Source organism: Amycolatopsis halotolerans, from assembly GCF_042647905.1.
In the GTDB taxonomy this organism is placed as follows: Bacteria; Actinomycetota; Actinomycetes; order Mycobacteriales; family Pseudonocardiaceae; genus Amycolatopsis; species Amycolatopsis halotolerans.
On sequence record NZ_JBHRWI010000015.1, the window covers coordinates 270,537 to 292,830 of the forward strand.

Genomic DNA, 22,294 nt, shown 5'->3' on the forward strand with positions numbered 1-22,294 from the left:
GACTCTACGTCGGGGAAGGGTCAAGCGCCTTTGCTCCGCCGAACGTCGCCCGACAGCTCCTGGTGGTGCTGCACGGCCAGCTGGACGATGTGCCGCACGTGCGGGTCGTCGAGCACGTACACCTGCCGTTTCCCCTCGCGGCGGGCGCGGACCAGGCCGGCGAGCTTCAGTTTGCCCAGGTGGTGGCTGGCGGTCGGCACGGTCTGGCCGGTTTCCTCGGCGAGCGTGCCGACGTCGCGTTCCCCGTGCGACAGCAGCCAGAGCAGGTGCAGCCGCACGGTCGCGGACAGCAGGCCGAACGTCGCGGCGGCGTCCTGCAGCAGGTCGGCGGGGAGAGGTTCTAGCGGGGGCTGGGATGGGGTGGACACGACGGACATCCTCTCGGGCGGGCCCCCAGCGTGACTTAGCCCCCATCAGTTGCACAAGTGTTTGACTGTTTTCGTGATCTGCGCTCTACTGGTCCCCGGTCGGCGCGCTGGCGCCGGTCGATGAGTCTTGCGGAGGAGGTGAGCCGGGTGACCGGCGAAGGAAGTAGTCGGCACGACCGTGCGGGAACCCCGGCAGCCAGCTAGGTCCGGAAGAACCCGCGCGGTCCGCTGACGTCCAGCTGACCTCGAGGGGGACGACCATGACCCGCTTTCCCGCCCTGCGCGCCCACGGCGACGCGCCGGTGCTCACTCTTTTCCGGAATCTCGACAGCTCGCCGAAAGGCCTCACCGAGAACGAAGCAGCCGAGCGGTTGCGGCGCTTCGGCGACAACCGCATCGACGGCACGATCCGGGCGCCCGTCCGCGTCTGGGCCGCCGCGCGCAGCCCGTTCGTCGCGTTGCTGACGGCGCTGGGTCTGGTGTTCGCCGGTGTCGGCGATATTCGCGGCGCGGTGACCGTCGGCGTGATGGTCGTGCTCAGCATCGGTCTCCGCTACTGGCAGCACGCGCGGTCCGAGCGCGCGATCAGCGCGGTTCGCGACCAGATCACCACCACCGTCACCGTGCGTCGGCGCGCGGCGGCGGAATTCCCTGGCAGCGAGCGCGAGGTGCCCACGGCAGACCTCGTGCCTGGCGACGTCGTGCTGCTCGGGCCTGGTGACGTGATCCCGGCGGACGTCCGCATTGTTGCTGCTAAAGACTTTGTGGTCGACCAGTCGGCGCTGTCTGGCGAGGCACTGCCGGTCGCGAAGCGGGCACCCCAGCCGGGCAAGCACGAGGAGCACGAACTCGTCGAGACGCCCGCGCTTGGGTTCGCCGGTACGTCGGTGGTCGGCGGAACGGCCACCGCGGTCGTAGCGGCGACCGGCAGCGACACCTACTTCGGCGAGCTGGCCCGGCAATCCGCCGAGCCGCGCGCGGAATCCAGCTTCGACGCCGGGGTGCGCCGCGTCGGCTGGACGCTCGTGCGGTTCATGCTCGTGATGGTGCCGATCGTGCTGGTGGTCAACGGCACGGTCACCGGCGACTGGGCGCAGGCCGGGATGTTCGCGGTCGCCGTCGCGGTCGGTCTCACCCCGGAGATGCTGCCGGTCATCGTCACGACGAACCTCGCCCGAGGCGCGGCGGCACTGTCCCGGCGGCAGGTGATTGTCAAGCGGCTCAACGCTATTCAGGACCTCGCCGCGATGGACGTGCTGTGCGTCGACAAGACCGGCACGCTCACCGAGGACCGGATCGCGTACGCGCACAGCGTCGACTACTCCGGCAGCCCGGACGGCGAAGCGGCCGAGTACGCCGGGCTGGCGGTGCGGTTCCAGACCGACCGGCACGACCGGCTGGACGAGGCGATCGAGACCCTGTTCGACGGCGAGGACGACCTCGTCACCGACGCGCTGTTCACCGGCGTCGCCGAGATCGGCTTCGACCACGCGCGCCGCCGGGCCAGCGTCGTGGTCCGGCGCGGCAGCGAGCACCTGCTGATCAGCAAGGGCGACCCGGACGAGATCCTGCCGCGCTGCAGCTACGCGCGCCGCGACGGGGTGGTCACCGAATTCGACGATGCCGCCCGGATCGGCGCGGACGAATTGGTGCGCGCGTACGCCGAACACGGCATGCGGGTGCTCGCGGTCGCCGCGAGGGAAGTCAACGCCCGGCTCGACGGGTTTGACGAAACTGACGAGAACGAAATGATCCTCGTCGGTTTCGTGGGATTCGTCGACCCGGTCCGCGACGGGGTCGTGAACGCGGTGAAAACCCTTGGCGAGCAAGGCGTCGCGCTGAAAGTGCTGACCGGGGACAACCGCCATGTCGCCGCGCGCGTCGCGGATTCGGCGGGCATCCCGGTGGGCGAGGTCGTGCTCGGCCGCCAAGTCGAAGCGGCAGACGACGCTGAATTGCGCGAGATCGTCAAGGACACCACTGTTTTCGCGAAGCTCACGCCTGCGCACAAAGCCCGCGTCGTCACCGCGTTGCGGGAGAACGGCCGCGCGGTCGGCTTTGTCGGCGACGGCGTCAACGACGTCGCCGCGCTGCGCACCGCCGACGTCGGGATCGCGCCGGACACCGCCACCGACGCGGCCAAGGACGCCGCCGACCTGGTGCTGCTGGAACGCGACCTCGGCGTGCTCGCCCGCGGCGTGGCCGAAGGACGGAGGACGCTCGGCAACACGCTGAAGTACGTCAACATCACCGCCGCGTCGAACTTCGGCAACGTGCTGTCGGTGCTCGCGGCCAGCGCCTTCCTGCCGTTCCTGCCCATCCTGCCGATCCAGCTCGTGGTGTCGAACCTGCTCTACGACCTGGCTCAGCTCGCACTCGCGTGGGACCGGGTGGACGACGACTACCTCAGCAAGCCGCGCCGCTGGGACGCCCGCGGGCTGACCGGTTTCATGCTCGTCTTCGGCCCGTTGTCGTCGCTGTTCGACCTCGCGACGTTCGCGGTGCTGTGGAACGTCTTCGGCGCGGGAGCGGACCCGTTGCTGTTCCAGACCGGCTGGTTCGTCGAGGGCCTGCTGTCGCAGTTGCTGGTCGTGCTCGTCCTGCGCGGTCGCGGCACTCCCCTGCGCGCCAGCCGCCCGGTCGTCCTGGCCACGGCGGCCGCCGCGCTCGTCGGCCTGCTGGTGCCGCTGTCGCCGCTCGCCGGACCGCTGCGGATGCAGGCGCTGCCCGCCGGCTATCTGCTGTGGCTGGTGCTCGTCCTGGCCGGGTACGCGCTGGCAGCTCAAGTAGCGAAACGCGGCTACGCACGCCAACGTACGTGGTGGTAACCGTCCTTTTTTGAGGCTTTTCCAACCCTTTTCTGAACTTTTCGTGACAACCAGTGGGAGCGCAGATGACGACTGCGGAGATGCTGCTGCGCCTTGGCGCCGGCGTGGGCCTCGGCACAGTAATCGGATTTGAACGCCAATACCGCGCCCGGATGGCGGGACTGCGGACGAACGCCCTGGTCGCGGCCGGGTCGACGCTGTTCGTGCTGCTGTCCGCGCACGGATTCAGCGGAGCGAGCGCCGACCCCACCCGGGTCGCCGCGCAAATCGTTTCCGGAATCGGTTTTCTCGGCGCGGGCGTGATTCTGCGCGAAGGGCTGACCGTGCGCGGGCTCAACACGGCGGCGACGCTGTGGTGTTCCGCCGCGGTGGGCTCGCTGGCCGGAGCCGGGCTGTACACGGCGGCGGGCGCGGGCACCGCGGTGGTGATGGCGGTGAACATCGCGCTGCGCCCGCTCGGCCGGGTGGTCGACCGCCGTCCGGTGACCGGCCGCGAAACCCCGACGCAGTACACCTTCCTGGCGGTGACCAAGGACGATTCCGAAGCGCACGTGCGCGCGCTGCTCGTGCAGGCGCTGGCACGGACGGATTTCGCGCTGCAATCGGTCACCAGCACCAATACCGACACCGCCGGGCAGGTGCAGGTGCGCGCCGAACTGTCCGCCGATCAACGCGACGACAAGCAGATGGAGTCGGCGGTCAGCCGGCTGTCCATGGAGCCGTCGGTGACCAGCGTGCGCTGGCAAGCCGAGCTCTCCTACACCGAGGAAGACAGCGAGAACTAGACCATGCTGCGTACCTTCCCCACCCGCGGCGCACTCGTCCGGCCCCGCCGCACGATCGCCGACGTGGCGGTGTTCTTCGGCGCCGCCGCCGCGCTGTGGCTGATCGTGCGGCTCGCGCACGGCGCCGCCACGGCGTGGACCCCGGCGACCGCACCGTCCACAGTGTCCACTGATCCGGCCGAACTCCCTTACTACGCCGGACGTTCGCTGCTGCGGATGTTCGTCGCGCTCGTGCTGTCGGTCGGGTTCACCTTCGTCTACGCGACCGCCGCGGCCCGGCTGCGGCGCACCGAAAAGATCCTGCTGCCCGCACTCGACATCCTGCAGTCGGTGCCGGTGCTCGGGTTCCTGTCGGTGACGATCACCGGGTTCATCGCGCTGTTCCCCGGCTCGCAGCTCGGCCTGGAATGCGCGTCGATCTTCGCGATCTTCACCGCGCAGGCGTGGAACATGACGTTCGCGTTCCACCACTCGCTGATGTCGCAGCCGCGCGACCTCGACGAGGCGTCGCGGCTGCTGCGGCTGTCGCGCTGGCAACGATTCTGGCGCGTCGACGTGCCGAGCGGCATGATCCCGCTGGTCTGGAACGGGATGATGAGCTTCGGCGGCGGCTGGTTCTTCCTCACCGCCTCCGAAGCGCTCAGCGTGAACAACCAGAAGTTCGCGCTGCCCGGCATCGGCGCGTACGTCGCGACCGCCTCCGCAGAGGGCGATCTCGGCAAGGTGCTGCTGGCCGTCGGCGTGATGGTGGTCCTGGTCGTCGGCGTGAACGTGCTGTTCTGGCGACCGCTCACCGCGTGGTCGGAACGGTTCCGCATCGAGAACTCCGAAGCCGCCGAAGCACCCCGCAGCCTGGTGCTCGACCTGCTGCGCCGATCCCGGATCCCGACGCTGCTCGGCCGGGTGCTCGGCAAGCTGGTGTTCCCGCTGGACCGCGCGCTGGCGGTCTTCGGGCTCGCCGAGTACCCGCTGCGGTTCTCCCCCGCTCGCCGGCGCGCCGCGGACATCGTGTTCAGCGTCGTGGTCTTCGGACTGATCATCTACGGCACGGTGCGCGCGGTGCTGTTCATCGGAGAAACCACCGGGTACGGCGAGATCGGCCACGTGCTCCTGCTCGGCCTGATCACGTTCGCGCGGGTGGTGACCCTGGTGGTCGTCGGGACGCTCGTATGGGTGCCGATCGGCGTGTGGATCGGGATGAACCCGCGCGTGTCGCGGCTCGCCCAGCCGGTGGTGCAGGTGCTCGCTTCGTTCCCGGCGAACTTCCTGTTCCCGCTGATCACCGCGGTGCTCGTGGCGACCGGGATTTCCTTGGACTGGGGCGGCATCCTGCTGATGAGCCTCGGCGCGCAGTGGTACATCCTCTTCAACGTCATCGCGGGCGCCTCGGCCATCCCGCACGACCTGCGCGAGGCAGCCGCGAACCTGCGGCTGCCCCGGGCATTGTGGTGGCGGCGGCTCGTGCTGCCCGCGATTTTCCCCAGCTATGTCACCGGCGGGATCACCGCGGCGGGCGGCGCGTGGAACGCCTCCATCGTCGCGGAAATCGTGTCCTACAACGGGGTGACGCTCACCGCGACCGGTCTCGGCGCGTACATCGCCGACGCGACCGGCTCCGGCGACTCCGGGCGGATCCTGCTCGGCGTCGCGGTGATGAGCCTGTACGTCGTCGGCCTCAACCGGCTCTTCTGGCGGCGGCTGTACCGCCTCGCCGAACGCCGGTTCTCCCTTTCCTGAAAGGCATCCTCATGTCCGAAGTCCTCGTGTCCGTCGAGCAGGTCAGCAAAAGCTTCCCCGGTTCGGCGGGCGACGAACTGCGCGTCCTCGACGACATCACCCTCAACCTGCGCGCGGGCGAGATCGTCGCGCTGCTCGGCCGGTCCGGCTCCGGGAAATCGACGCTGCTGCGCACGATCGCCGGGCTGATCGGCCCGACGCGCGGCACCGTGCGCTATCGCGGCGACGAACTTGACGGAGCCAATCCGGGCACCGCGATGGTGTTCCAGACCTTCGCGCTGATGCCGTGGCTGACCGTGCAGGACAACGTCGAACTCGGCCTCGCCGCGCGCGGGATCCCGCCGAGAGCCCGCCGCGACCGCGCGCTGCGGGCGATCGACCTGATCGGCCTCGACGGTTTCGAATCCGCTTATCCCAAGGAGCTTTCCGGCGGAATGCGCCAGCGCGTCGGCTTCGCCCGCGCGCTCGTGCTCGAACCGGACGTGCTGCTGATGGACGAACCGTTCTCCGCGCTCGACGTGCTGACCGCGGAGAACCTGCGCACCGAGCTGATGAGCCTGTGGCAGCGCGACGATTTCCCGACCAAGGCGGTCTGCATCGTCACGCACAACATCGAGGAGGCGGTGCTGCTCGCCGACCGCGTGCTCGTCCTCGGCTCGAACCCCGGGAACCTGCGCGCGGAAGTGGAGGTCGACCTGGCCCGGCCGCGCGACCGCAAATCCCCCGCGTTCGCCGCACTGGTCGACCGGCTCTACGACTTGCTCACCGGCCGCGACCCGGCAGCCGTCGAACCCGCGCAGGCGACGCCCACCGCACGACCGTTGCCGCGGGCGTCGGTCGGCGGGCTCGCCGGTCTGGTCGAACTCGTGCACGCCCGCGGCGGACACGCCGATCTGCCGGATCTCGCCGCCGAACTGAGCTTCGAGGTCGACGACCTGCTGCCGCTCGTGGACGCCGCCGCCCTGCTCGACCTCCTCTTCGTGGCGGGCGGAGACCTGCACCTGACGCCGGTCGGCACCGCCTTCACCACCGCGGACATCCAGACCAGCAAGAAGATCTTCGCCGGTCAGGTCCGCGACCGGGCACCGCTGGTGCGCACGATCGTCAACGCGCTCACCGCCAGTTCGGACGGCACGCTGCGCGCGGAGTTCTTCCTCGACCTCCTCCGCCGCGGCTTCTCCGCCGCCGACGCCCGGCACCAGCTGGACACGGCGATCGACTGGGGCCGGTACGCGGAACTGTTCGACTACGACACCGACAGCGACCGGATCGCCCAGACGACCGCCGAATGACTCAGCTCTCCGGGGCCGGAACCGCGTCCGGCACCGGGCTGTCCGCCGGAGCGTCCGGTGCCGGATCCCGGTTCACCAGCGCGATCGCGAGCGCGCCGATCACCGCCACCACCGCGAACAGGTAGAAGCCCCACGGATACGCCAGCCCCGCCGACAGCAGCAGCCCCGTCACCAGCGGCCCGGACATCGCGCCGAACCGGCCGATCCCGCTCGCCGCGCCGAGCCCGGTGCCGCGGGCTTCGGCGGGGTACACGCGGGCGATGTAGACGTAGACCAGCACCTGCGAACTGAAGGTGAAGATCCCTGCCAGCAGCACCCCGACGTACACGCTCGCCCCGGGCAGTTTGATGCTCAGCAGCGCCAGGAACACCGCGGCCGCGGCGAACCAGACGATGGCGGAACGGCGGTAGCCGATCTTGTCCGCCACGCGGCCGCCGACCAGCAGGCCGAGGACCGCGCCGACGTTCAGGACCAGCAGCAGCGCCAGCGCCGCGCCGAGTTCGTAGCCCGCCGCGCGCATGATCTGCGGCAGCCACGTGTTCAGGCCGTACACCAGCAGCAGCCCCATGAACGACGTCACCCAGAACGCGATCGTCGCGCGCCCGTAGCCGTGCCGGAACAGGACGCCGAGCGGGTTGCGGTTCCGCCGGGCCTCCTTCGCCCGTTCCAGCGCCTTCGACTCGGGCAGGAACTTCACCATGAGCGGCACCAGGATCAGCGCGGGCGCGGCTCCGATGACGAACATCCACTGCCAGCCGAACCGTTGCAGCACCAGGATTCCCAGCAGCGCGGTGAGCACCGCGCCGACGTGGTAGCCGGTCATCAGCACGGTGGTCGCGCTGCCGCCGCGGCCGATCCGCGCGTACTCGGTGATCAGCGCCAGCGCGGTCGGCAGCACGCCGCCGAGCCCGAGCCCGGCCAGGAACCGCAGCACGCCGAACAGCCACGGCCCGTTCGCGAACGCGCAGAGCAGCGTGCAGACCGAGAAGCTGACCACCGTCAGCAGCATCATCCCGCGGCGGCCGAACAGGTCGCTGAGCGGACCGATCGCGAACGCGCCGACCGCCACGCCGAGCAGCCCGACCGCGGAGATCAGCGACGCAGTGTTGGGGTCGAGCCCCCACGCTTTGTCCTTGAGCAGCGCGGGCAGCACGACGCCCAGCACCACCAGGTCGAAGCCTTCGAGCGCCACCGCCGTCCAGCACAGCGGGGCCACCCAGCGGGCGTGGCGCGCCCGGGGATCAGTCGAGACCGTCATGTCATCACCTGCGTCGTCGGAGGGGACCTGGGCGGATGCTTCGGTTAAAACGAGTTCAGAACGGGTACTGCGGAAGGTCGCCGCGCACGGTGACCCACTGGGTTTCGGTGAACGCCTCCAGGTTGGCCTGCGCGCCGCCGTGCCGGGAGCCGGTTCCCGAATCCCCCACCCCGCCGAACGGCGCGAGGGCCTCGTCGTTGACCGTCTGGTCGTTGATGTGCACCAGACCGGACGGGATCCGCTCGGCCAGCGCCAGCCCCCGCGCGGCGTCCCGGGTCAGGATGCCCAGCGACAGCCCGTATTCGGTACCGCCGGCCAGGCGGACCGCTTCGTCCACTGTGGAGAACGGCACGACCGGGGCGACCGGGCCGAACACCTCCTGGGCGTAGGCGGGCGCGCCGAGCGGGACGTCGGTGAGGACGGTCGGGCGGTAGAAGAGGTCCTCGTAGGTGCCGCCGGTGGCGATCTTCGCCCCGGCCTCGGCGCTGCCGGTGACCACCGAGTGCACGCGGTCGCGCTGCCCCGCGTCGATGAGCGGACCGAGCGCGACGTCGCCGTTCGCCGGGTTTCCGACGGTCAGCTTGGCCGCGTGCTCCGCGAGCGCGGCCGCGTAGTCGTCGGCGATTTCCGCGGCGACCAGGTGCCGTCCGGTCGCCATGCAGATCTGCCCGGAGTGGTTGAACGAACCGAACGCGCCGACCGCCGCGGCCTGCTCGACGTCCGCGTCCGCGAGCACGACCAGCGCCGAGTTGCCGCCGAGTTCGAGGTGCACGCGCTTGAGCCGCTCCCCCGCCGCGGCGGCGATCCGGCGGCCCGCGTTCGTCGAACCGGTGAACGCGATCACGCGCACCAGCGGGTCCTCGACTAGCGCCGCACCGACGTCCGCGCCGCCGGGCAGCAGGTGGAACAGGCCTTCCGGCAGACCGGCTTCCTCGAAGACCCGGGCCAGCACGACGCCGCCGCACACCGCGGTGCGCGGGTCGGGCTTCGCCAGCACCGCGTTGCCGAGCGCCAAAGCGGGCGCGATCGCGCGGACGGACAGGATGATCGGCGCGTTGAACGGCGAGATCACGCCGACCACTCCGGCCGGAACGCGGCGCGCCATCGACAGCCGAGGCTGGCTGGAACGCAAGAGTTCCCCGTACGGATGGGCGGCCAGCGCGGCGGCTTCGTGGCATTCCTCCGCCGCGACCGCGCGGGTCTGGAACTGCGCGAACCCCCGCGTAGCACCGGATTCCCGGATGAGCCACTCGTCGATCTCGTCGCCGTGGTCCTCGAAGAGCCGCGCCGCCTGGCGCAACACGCGCGCCCGCTGGTCGTACGGCCGAGCGGCCCACTCCCGCTGTGCTTCCCGCGCGGTCGCCGCTGCCTTGGCGACGTCCTCGGGAGCCGCCGCGCCGACCCGGGCCAGCGTCGCCCCGGTAGCTGGCTCGACCGCGTCGTATTCGCCGCCGGCGCCGGGGATCCAGCCGCCGGAGAAGATCCGGCCCTGCCAGTCGTTGCCGAGCAATGTCATGCCTTCACCGCCACTTCCAGCACCAGCGGCTCCGTGCGCGCGGCCAGGGTCGGCAGCACCTCGTTCACCACTGACTCCAGTTCCTCGTAGGTTTCCGCGCGCCGCGCCGGGCAGCCGAGCGACTTCGCGAGCCCGCTCACGCTGACCTCGTCGAACCCGGGCCACGGCGCCTTGCCGCCCCCGGCCGTCCGTTCTCCGTGCCGCACGGCGAGTTTGTCCATGATCGCGTAACCGCCGTTGGACAGCACGATCACGAGAACGCCGGCGCCGTAATGCGCGGCGCTCCACAGCGCCTGGATCGAGTACAGCGACGAGCCGTCCCCGATCACCGCCACCACCGGCCGCTTCAGGCCGCCCATCCGCAGCCCGATCGCCGCCGGAATACCGAATCCGAGGCCGCCCATGGCCGCGCTGAGGAATCCGAGCGGTTCGCGTGCCGGGACGTACGCGTGCAGCAACGGGCGGCTCGACGGAGATTCCTCGACCAGCACCGTGTCCTTGGGCAACTGGCGCGCGAGCAGCCCGAACACGTGCTCCGGTGCCAGCGGCGCGCCGTCCTCCGGCGCACCAGGCAATTCGACGGTCCGGCCGATCTTCTCCGTGCCCGCTTCCCGCGCCGGGATCAGCTCAGCCAACGGACCGCACACCGACGACGGCCGCGCCAGCACGGCAAGGTCGACCGGACTCCGGTGCGCCTCGTTCGGATCGTCGGTGACCACCGCGATGCGCGTGTCCGGCTCGGTCAGCTGTCCCGGTTCCCGGGGGTACTGCCGGAAAACCGGCGCGCCGACCGAGAGCACCGCGTCGTGGCCGGACAACGCTTTCCGCAGTTCTTCCCGGCCCGGCGGCAGATGCCCGGCGAACTGCGGGTGGTCCTGCGGGAATCCGGCACGGGCGCCGAACGCCTCCTGCCACACCGGGCAGGCGAGCTTCTCGGCGAGCGCGGTCAGCCCGCGCCACGACTCCGCGTCGTCCGCACCGGCACCCGCCACGAGCACCGGATTGCTTGCGGTACCGAGGAATTCCGCCAGCTCGGCCAGCACGGCGGGCTCGGCGGCGTTCGCGCGGATCAGCTTGGCCGGGGCGGGCAGCGGCTCGTCCGCGGCCGCCGGCTCCGACCAGTCGTCCATCGGCACGATCACCAGCGCCGGGCCGCGGTGTTCGCGCGCCTCGTGCCAGGCGCGGGCCAGCGCGCCCGGAACGTCCTGCGCGCGCGGCGGTTCCGCGATCCACACCGGCGCGGGGCGGGCCAGGTCGTCCAGCCGGTGGCCGGTGAGGAACGGCTCCAGCGCGAGGTGCCGGCGGTCCTGCTGCCCGACGAGCACGACCAGCGGCGCGCGGTTGACCCGGGCCGTCGCGAGCGCGCCGACGGCGTTCCCAAGCCCCGCGGTGGTGTGCAGGATCGCGACCGCGGGCCGGTCGTTCGCGAGCGCCCAGCCGGTCGCCATCCCGACCACCGAACCCTCGTGCAGCGCCAGCACGAACTCGAGGTCGTCGGGCAGGTCGGTGAGCAGCGCGATCTCGGTCGACCCGGGATTGGCGAACACCGTCGTGGCGCCGAACCGGCGCAGCACATCGAACGCGGCGTCGCGAACGGTCGGGGCAGGGCTCACGGACTTCTCCTCGGGCAGTGCGAGCGGGTGGGTCCGGAGTCTCCCGGCTCGGTTCCGGGACGCCCAGCCCCTCTTCCACTCAGCGGAAAAGTTCCTCAGCCTTGCAATGCCCGTGTGACCCCCAGCGCCGCCATCCGGACCACCGGCACGAGCGGTGACAGATTCGGCGTGCAACTCGGCACCACCACGGAAATCGCCGCCACGACCTGGTCGCCCGGCCCGCGCACCGGAGCCGCGACCGACGACGCGCCCTCGGTCATTTCGTTGCGGGAGATGCAGAATCCCTGCAGCCGCACCTCCGCGAGCACTTGGCGCAGCCGCGCCGGATCCGTGATCGTCCCGCTGGCCCGCCGCTCCAGCCCGGTGGTCAGCACGCCTTCGAGGCATTCCGGCGGCGCGTGCGCGAGCAGCACCTTGCCCGGACCCGCCGCGTGCAACGGCAGCCGCAAGCCGACCCGCGAGGTGACGACGACGTCCGGATGCGCCTCGAGCTTTTCCAGATACAGCGCGCGGTCCCCGTCGAGGACCACCAGGTGGACGACCTCGTGGGTCACCTGGAGCAGGTCCTGCAGGAACGGCAGCGCGACGTCCCGCAGCTCGCGCCCGCCCGGAGCCTGCGCCCCGAGCTGCCACAGCCGAAGCCCGATCCGGTACCGGCCTCGGCCGGTGCGCTCCAGCGCACCCCAGCCGGTCAGCTCGGCCAGCAGGCGATGCACCGTGGCGGGCGCGAGCCCGGTCGCCCGGGTGATCTCGCCGTGAGTCTGCTCGGGTCGGCCGGACAGGAAGGAATCCAGCACCGCGAACGCGCGGCTGAGGACCGTGCGCCCGGGTTCGGCGGCGTTGCCGGCGATCGCGTGCCTCCGGGGCTGCGGTGGAGCGGGACGGGGACTGGCCGCCCATCATCCGCCAGTACCGCGGACACGGCAACCCGCCGTTCTTCGGTCTGTCCACACTGGACGTTCACGGCGCCGCGCCGGTCAGCTTCGGCTCCTGTCGCTCGGGGGCGGTAGCCAAGGTGACCGCTAGTACCAGGACTGCCAGGAGTGCTGCGGCGGGGCCTAGCCAACTTGCTCCGGCGTTCGCTAGCACCAGCCCGCCGAGCCCTGCGCCGATCGCGGTTCCTGCGTAGTTCATGGAGCCGTTGAGGCTCAGTGCTACTGCTGCCGCGTCTCCGCCTGCCGCGTAGACCCGGGTCTGCTGCGGGATGAACAGGATCGAGCCCAGGATTCCGAGCAGGAACAGTACGGCGAGGGTTGGGGCGAACCATCGCTCGACTATCGACAGCGATGCCGCGGCTGCCGCTGCGACTCCCAGGCCTGTCGCGATCACTCGCAATGGAGCGAATCGATCGGTGATCCGGCCGACGAGTCTGTTGCCCAGGAAGAAGCCTGCTCCGTTGGCCAGGAGGGCGAGCAGGATCGCGGTCGCGTTGCCCGGGGAGCTGACGCCGATTACCGCGGAGGCGTATGCCAGCAGCAGGAAGGACGGGGCCAGGATCAGGGCGCTCACTGCCAGCAGGGTGAGGATTCGGGGATTGACCAGTACCGCCAGCCGGTCGCGCATCGTTGTGGCGGGCAGGGTCATCGAGGGGACGAATAGTGCGGCCAGTGCCGCCGCGACCGCGGCCAGCGCCGCGATCGTCCAGAGCGTGCCGCGCCAGCCCCAGGTCTGGCCGATCAGGAGGCCCAGCGGAACTCCTAGGACCGCGGTGAGACTGGAGCCCGCGCCGATCACTGCGAATGCTCTCGCTCGTCGTTCCGGTGGGGCCAGTACGCCTGCTACCGCGAAGGCGTTGGCCTGGAATGCGGCTGCTCCCAGTGCTGCGATTACTCGGCCTGCCAGGACAGTGCTGAAGGTTGGGCCTGCTGCTTGCAGGACCATGCCGACGAGGAACGCTGCCATTCCTGTTCCGATGACCAGCCTGCGGTCTGCCCGGCCCGCGAGTGTTGCGATCACTGGGGAGCCGATGGCGTAGGAGACCGCGAAGACTGTGGTGAGCTGGCCTGCTGTCGCCACGCTCACCGACAGGTCTCGGGAGATGTCCGCGAGCAGGCCGGGGAGTACGAATCCGTCTGCCCCCAGGACGAACGTGCCCACGGCCAGGATCACCAGGCGCACACCGTTCGATACTTGTCGAATCGTCACATTGGTGGACCGTAGACTATGATTCGATGACGGTCAAAGTGTGGGAGGAGACCCGCCCGTGTCGCGGACGTTGCCTGAGCCGGTGGTCGAGTCGTTCGACTTGACGGTGATCCTCGGTGCTCTCGCCGATCCCGGGAGGCGGACCATTTTGCGGGCGATGTATCAGGCCGGGGGGCCGGTCGACTGTGCGACGTTGGTGGAGAAGGCCGGGCTGGGGTTGAGCAATCCGACGATCTCGCATCATTACCGGGTTCTTCGGGAGGCTGGGTTGACCCGGACTGTCACCGAGGGGCGGCGGCGGATCGTGCATGTTCGCACGGACGAGGTGGAGGGGCGGTTTCCCGGGTTGCTGGAGGCGATTCTCGCTGCTCCTGAGCGCGGGTGACGCTTCGGCTCAGCGTCCGAACGTGGGTACTGCGGGATGGGTGTCCAACGCCTGGTTGTTGAACGTCACCGCCGCGCCGCGCCCTCGCAATCGGGACGCTCGCTGGTCGATCTTCCATCCGTCGATCCGCACTCCGAGCTTCGGATGCTGCCGAGCCTGCTCACTGTCCAGCTCAACTCTCACGGTTGTCGCTTCTCCGGCGACCAGATTCAGATAGTTGTCGCTGAACGTAGCTGGCAAAACCCGTTCGCCGGTCCGAACGTCGTACACCTGCAAATGCACCATCAACGCCATGGATTCCCCGACGTTGCGCACATCGACAGCCACCTCGGCGCCGTCCGGTCCCCTTGAAACTCCGGCGATCACCGAGACAGCCGCCGCGGGCATCTCGTCCAGTCCGGCGAATCCTGCCGCCCTCGCGGGGTTCTCCGCCCAATAGAAGTTTCGGACAATCTCCGAGCCTCGAGAGTCCTTGAGCACCATCCGAACAAAGACAATCTCCGACGGAACATCCTTCAACCGCGACGCGATGCTCCCGACCACAGTTCGGTCAGAAGTCCCTGCGTCCGCTTCGAATGAGTCGCGGCTGACCTCGACGCCGTCCAGCCCGTAGAGCGTGACCTCAACCCGGCCCCGGACCGCCGATCGGCCGTGGTTCGCTACCACGACGTCGAAAGATTTCGCGTCCAGCACCACGTTGATCCGCCGACAGGCGTGCTGGACTGCGTAGTACGACGAATGTGCCTCCAAATCGTGGCTGTACATTTGCCAGACGAAGCTCGGTTGCGCGGGGTTGGTCATCCACATGATGACTCCGGTGCGCGGGTAAGGCCCGGCGCTGCGCATATTCGCCACGGGGGCCTCGTAAATCGCCTTGATGCATTCGTAGTTCATCAGCTGCGACTTGCGGGCGAAGTCCGGCAGGTTCCGCACTTCTCCGTACCGTTCGGCCGTCAAGCGGAGATAGCCCGCGCCGCCGCCGTTGCCCCCGTTGCCGTTCACGTCGCGGTCCGCCCAGAAGTCGTCGGGGTGCTCCCACGACGACTCCGGCAGCATCTTCCGCAGGAACTCCAGGGTCGGGATCGAGTACGAGCCGACCTCGTTGTGGAACGGCGGCCATTGCGTGCCGTCGTTGAGGGAAAAGTGCTTGGCGGGCGGCACCCAGTGGTACGGGCCGCCGGATCGGTAGCCGTCGATCGGGTTCGCGCCGGTGTCTCCCGCGGAGCTGGTCAGCGCGACGCGTTGCGGGTCCAGGTCGGCGACCAGCGCGTCCAGGCCGTCGATCAGCGGTTGCGGGGGCGGGCCCTCGTTGCCGCCGCACCAGAGGAGGATTGACGGGTGGTTGCGGAACCGCACGATGCAGTCGCGGATGTTCGCCAGGTCGCGAACCGTATTTTCCGCGGGCGGGCCTTCGGTCGAGCAGAAGAAGTCCTGCCAGACCAGGATGCCGTACTCGTCACAGGCGGCGAAGAACTCTTCGGTGCTGCTCTGGCCGTTCCAGTTTCGAATCAGGTTGAGGTTGGCGTCGCGGTGCAGGCGCACCTGTGCCCGCAGCCGCTCCCCCGGGATTCGCTTGAGGGCTTCGTCCAGTCCCCAGTTTCCGCCCATCACCAGGATCGGCTGGTTGTTCACGGTGATCGCCAGGCAGTTGGCCACCGCGCCGGACGGCGAGCGCATGGGGGTCGTGTACTCGATCCGCCGGATTCCGAAGTCCACCGTTCGTTCGTCGTGGACCTGGCCGCCGGACTCGATGCTGACGGCCAGCCGGTAGCGGTACGGGTCGCCGTAGCCGTTGGGCCACCATAGTTTCGGTTGATTCAACCGCAGGCAGGCGAGGTCTTTCGACGTCAGCGTGATCGATGACGCGCCGGCGGGAACGTCGACCGTTCGCCGGAACTCTCTTCCGGCTAGCGATCCCTTCACCACTGCGGACTTCGCGCCGGCGCTGTCCAGGGCTAGTTCGACTGCGATATCCGCCGTGTGCAAGTCCTGCGACAGCGTGGAGGTGACTTGTACGTCGGCCAGCCGGACGGGGCCGGTGGTGCGCCAGGTGACTGGTTGCCAGATTCCCAGGTCTCGGTCGGGAATGGTGGGCAGCCAGTCCCAGCCAGCGGTGCAGAAGAAAGTCGGGCCGTTCTTCAGCGTGATTCCGGTCGGGCCGCCGTTGCGGCCGCCTCGTGTCACGCCGCTGGTGTAGCTCGGCAACGCGGGCGGGTCAGTGTAGTCGAGTTTTCCGACCAGCACCGCCAGCCAGGCCGTCCCGGTCGACTTCGCGATGATGTCGGTGGCTTCGAAGACTGCGCGCTTGAACGCGCCTTCGACCGTGCCCAGCTTGACGCCGTTGAGCCAGACCGTTCCCAGGTAGTTGATTCCGTCGAACTGCAGCCAGAACCGCTGGCCGGGAACGAGTTTCGGCACACGGAACGCGACCCGGTACCAGTAGGCGGTGTCCTTGAGGGTGTCCGGGACAGTGTCGGTCACGATGTGGCCGTACAGCGGGTCGGGATACTCGCCGTTGGCGATCATGCTCGTGAGCGGCGTTCCGGGGACTATGGCCGGCTTCAGACCGGCGATGTTCTGGGCGCTGGACAGCGCGCTGCCCGCGGTAGTGCCGTCCGCCGCGGCGAAGGTCCATCCGCTGCCGATTTCGCCGCCGCTCGCTTGGGACGGCCGGGCGTCCGGAGCTGCCCCGGCGGTACCGGACAGTCCGAACGCGCCGAGCACGCCGCCGCCTGCGACAGCCATTCCGCCGGACAGGAAACGCCTGCGATTCACCTGGGTCACGTCGCTCCCGAAGCCTCTCACTGACAACGTTGTCAACCGCGCTTGAACCCTATTATTCGGTTGCCCGCGGGTCCGATGTCAAGCGGCATCAGGAGGTTGTCGCGCGCCGGCGGGGAATCTGTCGGGCGGACAAGGGGCGCCGACGCCCGAGAGTGACCGTCGCTGCGCCATCGGAAGGAATATTTACAAAGTCGGCCGGAAATCGGCCCGCGCCTCTGGCGACCGGCCGCCTTGCGCTTTTAGGGTGACGGCGTTCGCGGCGGGACGCCTGCCCCGCTCACCGGTGCACCACCGAAGGAAAGCGAGTTTCCTCATGCCCGAAACCGCCGAAATGTGGACCGCGCCCGACTTCGTCGAGTACGAAACGCCGATGGAGGTCACCGCCTACGCGGCCCGCCGGGAGGAGTGACCCGCCGGACGGGGCCGGTTCTCTCGCGGTCCCGTCCGTCCGGAAAACCGTACCGCTCAGTGAATCCCGGAGTATGCGAATGTCCACTGTGCACCCGATGAGCCCGGCGGAATTCACCGGAGCCCTGCGCGGGCTCGCCCACCGGTACTGGGGCAGCCACCCGTTCCACCAGCGGATGCACGCCGGCGAACTGGCCGAGCACGAACTGAAACTGTGGGCCGCGAATCGCTGGTACTACCAATGCCAGCTGCCGCAAAAAGACGCCGCCGTCATCAGCAACTGCCCGCTCCCGGAAATCCGGCGCGTCTGGCTCGACCGGATCATTTACCACGACGGCGCGGTCGAAGGCGAGGGCGGAGCCGAACGCTGGCTGCGGCTGTGCGCCGCCGTCGGTCTCGACCGCGCTGAGGTTCTCGACGAACGGCACGTCTCCCCCGGTGTCCGGTTCGCTGTCGACGCCTACGTGACCTTCGCGCGCACCAAACCGTGGGTCGAAGCCGTCGCCTCCGGCCTGACCGAGATGTTCGCCGGGCACCTGATGCAGCAACGGGTGGCCGACGTGCTGGCGAACTACTCGTGGATCTCCCGCGCGGACCTGGCGTATTTCACGAACCGGATCGACAAGGTTTCCGGCGAGGGCAAGGACACTTTGGACATTGTGGTGCGCCACTGCGTCACCCGCGAGCAGCAGGAGAAGGCGGTGGCCGCGCTGTCGTTCAAGTGCGACGTCCTGTGGTCGATGCTCGACGCCGTCGAACGCGCCGCGGCCAAGGAGTGAGCCGATGGACACCATCACCGCCGCGTCGGTGCCGAAGCTGCGCGTCGGCGTGCGCCTGACGTTCGATCACGTGCGCGGGGTGCACGTGCTGTTGTTCCCGGAAGGCGTGCTCGTGCCGAACTCCACCGCCACCGCAGTCCTCGAACTCTGCGACGGCGCCACGCCGGTCTCCGGCATCATCGGTCTCTTGAACAGCCGGTACCAAGGCGTCCAGGAGAGTGACGTCCTCGCGGTGCTGACCCGGTTCGGACAACGGCGGGTGATCGAATGGACGTGACCGCACCGCTGGGGTTGCTCGCGGAGCTGACGCACCGGTGTCCCCTGCACTGCTCCTACTGTTCGAATCCCCTGGAGCTCGTGGGCCGAGCCGCGGAAATGTCCACCGCGGACTGGACGGACGCGCTCTCGCAGGCCCGGGAGCTGGGGGTGCTGCAGGTTCATCTGTCCGGCGGGGAACCGCTGGCGCGCCCGGATCTTCCCCAGCTGGTCACGCATGCGAGCGGTCTCGGCTGCTACGTCAACCTGGTTACGTCCGGCCTCGGCCTGACCGAGCCACGGCTGAACGACCTCGTCGAACGGGGCTTGGCGCACGTCCAGCTTTCCGCGCAAGCCGCCACTCCCGACCGCGCGAACCTGCTCGCCGGTGCGAAGGCCTTCCACCTCAAACTGGCCGCGGCCGAGCTGGTGAAAGCGTCGGGCCTGCCGCTGACCGTCAACGTGGTGCTGCACCGGCAAAACCACGACCAGCTGGCGGAAATCATCGCCCTGGCCGAGTCACTGGGCGCGGACCGCCTCGAACTGGCGAACACCCAGTACTACGGCTGGGCGCTGCGCAACCGCGACGCCCTGATGCCCACGCGCGCGCAACTCGCCGCCGCCGAACCCGTGGTCCGCTCAGCGGTGGAGCGCCTGCGCGGCACGATGGAAATCATCTACGTCGTCGCCGACTACTACGAGCCGTTCCCGAAACCGTGCATGCACGGCTGGGGCGCGCGGCAGTTGACGATCGCCCCCGACGGCACCGTGCTCCCCTGCCCCGCCGCGAGCGCGATCACCACGCTCGCCCTCGACAACGTCCGCGACACCGCCCTTGCCGACATCTGGTACCGCTCGGAGTCCTTCAACGCCTACCGCGGCGAAGAGTGGATGAGCGAGCCGTGCCGCACCTGCGACCGCCGCACCACCGACTTCGGCGGCTGCCGCTGTCAAGCGTTCCACCTCACCGGCGACGCGGCCAACACCGACCCCGTCTGCTCCCGCTCGCCGAACCGCGGCACCGTCGACCTGATCCTCGCCGCACCGTCCACTCCGGACCTGATTATGCGTGGCCCGGCCCGATGAAGGTCGTCCTCCTAGGCACCGCTGCTGGCGGCGGGTGTCCACAATGGAACTGCGCCTGCTCTTACTGCACCTCCGATTCTCCCCCGCGTACGCAGGACAGCGTCGCCTTCAGCGCGGACGGCCGCGTGTGGCACCTCCTCAACGCCTCGCCCGACATCCGCGCCCAGATCCTGGCGACCCCAGCCCTGCGCGCCGGACCGGGCCCGCGCGAGACGCCGCTGCGCACGGTCCTGCTCACCGACGCCGAACTGGACCACACCCTCGGCCTGCTCATGCTCCGCGAGGCTGGAGCTCTCACCGTCCACGCCCCCGCCGCGGCCTTGCACGCGCTGACCGAACACTTCCCGGCCCGCACCATCATCAGCGAGTACCACGCCTGGAACTGGCACCCTGTCACGGAAACCACTCTCGACGGCTTGGTGATCACCTCCCTCCCCATCAGCGACAAGCAACCGAAATACGCCCGCACCTCCACGCACCCCGGTCCGTGGGTCGTGGCTTACCGCATCCACGACCCAACCACCGGCGGCACGCTCGTCTACGCGCCGTGCCTGCGCACCTGGCCGCCGGGCTTCGACGCGTTCACCGACGGCGCGAGCCTCGTCCTGCTGGACGGCACCTTCCACAGCGGCAGCGAGTTCACTGCCGCTGTGGACGGTGCCAACCCAGCCGCCCAGCAGGCGATGGGCCACGTGCCGATCACCGCTACGCTGCCGATGATCACCAACCGACCGGGTGCCACGCGGTGGGCTTACACCCATCTGAACAACACGAACCCCGTCGTCGACCCGACTGGCCCGGAGCACGTCGCGGTGGCGGGGGCTGGCGCGGAATTGCCGGTGGACGGAGCCGAGTTCACCCTCTGAGAGCGGCGCTCGAGCAAACACAGGCAAGGCCTTCCACCGCAATCGTCGCCGTCACCCGGCCTCGGCCGCCGACTCAGCTCCCGGCTGCCATCCGGCCACTGCGCAGACCCGCATCGGCTAGGTCCGAATGTCCCCTACCAGCAACGGCCGCTCAAGGAACTCCGGGGTGAACGTCACTCCGGTCATCCTGGCCGCCACCGCGAACGCCGCCGCGATCGGGTTCGGCGGGCGTTCGTCCTGTTCCGGATCCAGTCCGGCCTCGCACATCCATGGCGTCAATCGCTCCGGGTCGCTGCCGTACCGCTCGCTCGGCAGGCGTGGGAGGAAGCCTCCGAGCACCGTGCCGTCCACCGCGTGTACGAAGTGGGCCTCGGCGTAGTCGTGCCGGTTGATCGCCACGACCTCGCTTCCCTTCGACAGTCCGCCAATCACTTCCGGCAGATTCCCCTGCCAGCCCCACGGCTCGATCGCCACGCTCCACTCCCCGGACGGCGCCACGCCGACATACCCGCCGCCGCTGCCGCCTTGGGTTTGTTCCACGTATTCCGACACCAGGCTGTTCAGGTCGGCGAAAGCCAGCCGCTCGCCGGAGGCGGCTCCGAAGCGTCGTAATACTTCTGGCGGATCTAGCCCGCGCAGGAAGGAAACGCAGAAGATGTCGTTCAGCGGTCCGTAGGTCTCCAGCCAAGTCAGTTCTGTCAACAGGTCCGTCATCGTGCCCTCCTCGGTCGGTCAAGGACATGGTCGCAGGGACCACCGACAAAAAACGCACGCGGGCAAGCACAACCCGCCCGCACCGGGTGAAGACCGGGCCCGCACTCCCGGCCACAGTGGGGTTTTCTCAGTAGTGCGGGGCGTGGCTTGCGTTGCCGCGAAGGTCCGTGAGGGGAACCCTGAGGGACTCTGATTCCTTCAGGGTTCCCCTCACGGACCTCCGCATCGCGCACCAGGCCAGCCGCGCGGCGCGAGACCCCGGCGCGCTACTGGGAACCTCAGTGAGATCCGCCGCCTGCTTCGGGAGGGATTCGCATGGTGCGAGCATCGTTCACCGATTTCCCGGCTCGCCGGTTCCGCAAGTCCAGGCGGGCACAGCACACCGTCGCTGACCCAAGAGCCGAGAGAACGCAACCGGTCCTGCCCGAGTGCGAAGCGAACAAAACCTCACTCCCCCGTGCGCTCATCGTGCTGCTCGGCGCGGCCTCCGCGACGGTCGTGCTCGCCGGGGTGCGAGCCATCGCCTGGCTCGTCGCGCCGGTGTTTCTCGCGCTGGTCGTGGTCATCACCCTCGATCCGGTGCGAACCTGGTTGCGGGGCAAGGGATTGCCGCGCTGGCTGACCGTCACGGTGCTGGTTGTCGCCGTCTACGCGGTCCTGCTGGTCTTCTTCCTCGTCGTAGTGGTGTCTGTCGCGCAGTTGTCCGCGCTGGCCCCCAGCTACGCCGGGCGGGTCGACGAACTGCTGCACCATGGGCTGGCCACGCTCGGGATCGGCGAGGCGCAGGTGCGCGGCATGCTTTCCTCCGTCGACACCGGAAAACTTGTCCAGCTGGCCGGTTCGCTGCTCGCGAGCGCGGGCAAGCTGGTCACGAATCTCGCGTTCCTCTTCGGCCTTTTGCTGTTCCTGAGCGCGGAAACGGCCTGGGCGGGCCAACGCCTCCGCCGCATCGCCCGCGACCGGCCGTGGATTTCCGCGGCATTGCGCGGGTTCGTCACGGGCACGCGGCGGTATCTGCTCGTGACAACGGTGTTCGGCGGCCTCGTGGCGGCGCTCGACACAGCCGCGCTGGCGCTGATCGGCGTTCCGGGTGCGATACTGTGGGGATTGCTTTCCTTTGTCACCAACTATATCCCCAATGTCGGGTTCGTGATCGGGGTGGCACCGCCCGCGGTGATCGCGCTTCTCGACCACGGCTGGCGCGGCTTGACCATCGTGCTCGCCGTCTACCTCGTGCTGAATTTCGTGGTGCAGTCGCTGATCCAGCCCCGGTTCGTGGCGGGCTCGGTCGGACTGTCCACTGTGGTCACCGTGCTGGCGCTGGTGTTCTGGACCTGGCTGCTCGGCCCGCTCGGCGCGGTCCTCGCCGTGCCGGCCACGCTGCTGGCCAAGGCGCTGCTGGTGGACGTCGATCCGCGGGCCCGCTGGGCGGAGGCTCTGTTGTCGGCTCCGCGCCGCGACGACGGCTGACCGGC

At 69.3% G+C, this 22,294-nt stretch carries 19 protein-coding genes; 11 read left to right on the plus strand and 8 right to left on the minus strand.

The window, feature by feature from the left end:
- Positions 1 to 20 precede the first annotated feature (20 nt).
- Positions 21 to 377 (minus strand): ArsR/SmtB family transcription factor, encoded by a 357-nt coding sequence (locus ACFORO_RS11370; protein ID WP_344276592.1) that lies wholly within the window; start codon positions 375 to 377, stop codon positions 21 to 23.
- A gap of 251 nt (positions 378 to 628) precedes the next feature.
- Here ACFORO_RS11370 and mgtA point away from each other — a divergent pair, with 251 nt between their 5' ends.
- The 4 genes from mgtA to ACFORO_RS11390 all read left to right on the plus strand — a co-directional run bounded on the left by mgtA (position 629) and on the right by ACFORO_RS11390 (position 7,010).
- A complete protein-coding gene (mgtA, locus tag ACFORO_RS11375; protein ID WP_377868518.1) occupies positions 629 to 3,196 on the plus strand; it encodes a magnesium-translocating P-type ATPase in 2,568 nt (855 codons plus the stop codon).
- Positions 3,197 to 3,261: 65 nt separating this feature from the next.
- On the plus strand, positions 3,262 to 3,981 hold the full coding sequence (locus tag ACFORO_RS11380) for an MgtC/SapB family protein (protein ID WP_377868517.1): 720 nt from the start codon (positions 3,262 to 3,264) through the stop codon (positions 3,979 to 3,981).
- Positions 3,982 to 3,984: 3 nt separating this feature from the next.
- On the plus strand, positions 3,985 to 5,718 hold the full coding sequence (locus ACFORO_RS11385; RefSeq protein WP_377868516.1) for an ABC transporter permease: 1,734 nt from the start codon (positions 3,985 to 3,987) through the stop codon (positions 5,716 to 5,718).
- Positions 5,719 to 5,729: 11 nt separating this feature from the next.
- Positions 5,730 to 7,010: an ABC transporter ATP-binding protein gene (locus tag ACFORO_RS11390; protein WP_377868515.1), complete on the plus strand. Its 1,281-nt coding sequence runs from the start codon at positions 5,730 to 5,732 to the stop codon at positions 7,008 to 7,010.
- Between the two features lies 1 nt (position 7,011).
- Here ACFORO_RS11390 and ACFORO_RS11395 read toward each other — a convergent pair whose 3' ends face one another.
- From ACFORO_RS11395 to ACFORO_RS11415, 5 genes are all read right to left on the minus strand, one after another.
- Complete coding sequence (locus ACFORO_RS11395; protein ID WP_377868514.1) at positions 7,012 to 8,268, minus strand: MFS transporter; 1,257 nt, start codon at positions 8,266 to 8,268, stop codon at positions 7,012 to 7,014.
- Between the two features lie 55 nt (positions 8,269 to 8,323).
- Positions 8,324 to 9,784, minus strand: a complete 1,461-nt coding sequence (locus ACFORO_RS11400) for an aldehyde dehydrogenase family protein (protein ID WP_377868513.1) — start codon at positions 9,782 to 9,784, stop codon at positions 8,324 to 8,326.
- Positions 9,781 to 11,397 (minus strand): thiamine pyrophosphate-dependent enzyme, encoded by a 1,617-nt coding sequence (locus ACFORO_RS11405; RefSeq protein WP_377868512.1) that lies wholly within the window; start codon positions 11,395 to 11,397, stop codon positions 9,781 to 9,783. Before ACFORO_RS11405 ends, ACFORO_RS11400 begins: the two co-directional genes overlap by 4 nt.
- Positions 11,398 to 11,492: 95 nt before the next feature.
- On the minus strand, positions 11,493 to 12,194 hold the full coding sequence (locus ACFORO_RS11410; protein ID WP_354735125.1) for an IclR family transcriptional regulator: 702 nt from the start codon (positions 12,192 to 12,194) through the stop codon (positions 11,493 to 11,495).
- 163 nt (positions 12,195 to 12,357) lie between these two features.
- Positions 12,358 to 13,506: an MFS transporter gene (locus ACFORO_RS11415; RefSeq protein ID WP_377868511.1), complete on the minus strand. Its 1,149-nt coding sequence runs from the start codon at positions 13,504 to 13,506 to the stop codon at positions 12,358 to 12,360.
- Between the two features lie 94 nt (positions 13,507 to 13,600).
- On the opposite strand from ACFORO_RS11415, the gene ACFORO_RS11420 reads away from it, so the two are divergent.
- Positions 13,601 to 13,927 carry an ArsR/SmtB family transcription factor gene (locus tag ACFORO_RS11420; RefSeq protein ID WP_354735127.1) on the plus strand — a complete coding sequence of 109 codons (327 nt, stop codon included), beginning with the start codon at positions 13,601 to 13,603 and terminating at the stop codon, positions 13,925 to 13,927.
- Between the two features lie 9 nt (positions 13,928 to 13,936).
- Here the strand turns inward: ACFORO_RS11420 and ACFORO_RS11425 are convergent, their stop codons facing one another.
- The gene (locus ACFORO_RS11425) at positions 13,937 to 16,711 is read right to left on the minus strand and encodes a glycoside hydrolase family 2 protein (protein ID WP_377868510.1); all 2,775 of its coding nucleotides are present in this window, start codon (positions 16,709 to 16,711) and stop codon (positions 13,937 to 13,939) included.
- Between the two features lie 313 nt (positions 16,712 to 17,024).
- Here ACFORO_RS11425 and pqqA point away from each other — a divergent pair, with 313 nt between their 5' ends.
- The 5 genes from pqqA (at position 17,025) to pqqB (ending at position 20,105) form a co-directional block, all read left to right on the plus strand.
- On the plus strand, positions 17,025 to 17,120 hold the full coding sequence (gene pqqA, locus ACFORO_RS11430) for a pyrroloquinoline quinone precursor peptide PqqA (protein WP_116204359.1): 96 nt from the start codon (positions 17,025 to 17,027) through the stop codon (positions 17,118 to 17,120).
- Positions 17,121 to 17,199: 79 nt separating this feature from the next.
- On the plus strand, positions 17,200 to 17,898 hold the full coding sequence (gene pqqC / locus ACFORO_RS11435) for a pyrroloquinoline-quinone synthase PqqC (RefSeq protein ID WP_377868509.1): 699 nt from the start codon (positions 17,200 to 17,202) through the stop codon (positions 17,896 to 17,898).
- A 4-nt stretch (positions 17,899 to 17,902) separates the two neighbouring features.
- On the plus strand, positions 17,903 to 18,175 hold the full coding sequence (gene pqqD / locus ACFORO_RS11440) for a pyrroloquinoline quinone biosynthesis peptide chaperone PqqD (protein WP_354735130.1): 273 nt from the start codon (positions 17,903 to 17,905) through the stop codon (positions 18,173 to 18,175).
- Positions 18,166 to 19,239 carry a pyrroloquinoline quinone biosynthesis protein PqqE gene (gene pqqE, locus ACFORO_RS11445; RefSeq protein WP_377868508.1) on the plus strand — a complete coding sequence of 358 codons (1,074 nt, stop codon included), beginning with the start codon at positions 18,166 to 18,168 and terminating at the stop codon, positions 19,237 to 19,239. The genes pqqD and pqqE overlap by 10 nt, the downstream gene beginning before the upstream one ends.
- Positions 19,236 to 20,105, plus strand: a complete 870-nt coding sequence (pqqB, locus tag ACFORO_RS11450; RefSeq protein ID WP_377868507.1) for a pyrroloquinoline quinone biosynthesis protein PqqB — start codon at positions 19,236 to 19,238, stop codon at positions 20,103 to 20,105. Before pqqE ends, pqqB begins: the two co-directional genes overlap by 4 nt.
- Before the next feature lie 117 nt (positions 20,106 to 20,222).
- Here pqqB and ACFORO_RS11455 read toward each other — a convergent pair whose 3' ends face one another.
- Positions 20,223 to 20,819 carry a DUF6461 domain-containing protein gene (locus ACFORO_RS11455; protein WP_377868506.1) on the minus strand — a complete coding sequence of 199 codons (597 nt, stop codon included), beginning with the start codon at positions 20,817 to 20,819 and terminating at the stop codon, positions 20,223 to 20,225.
- Positions 20,820 to 21,134: 315 nt separating this feature from the next.
- Between ACFORO_RS11455 and ACFORO_RS11460 the strand changes: the two genes are divergently transcribed.
- Positions 21,135 to 22,289 (plus strand): AI-2E family transporter, encoded by a 1,155-nt coding sequence (locus ACFORO_RS11460; protein ID WP_377868505.1) that lies wholly within the window; start codon positions 21,135 to 21,137, stop codon positions 22,287 to 22,289.
- The last annotated feature ends 5 nt before the right edge of the window (positions 22,290 to 22,294 follow it).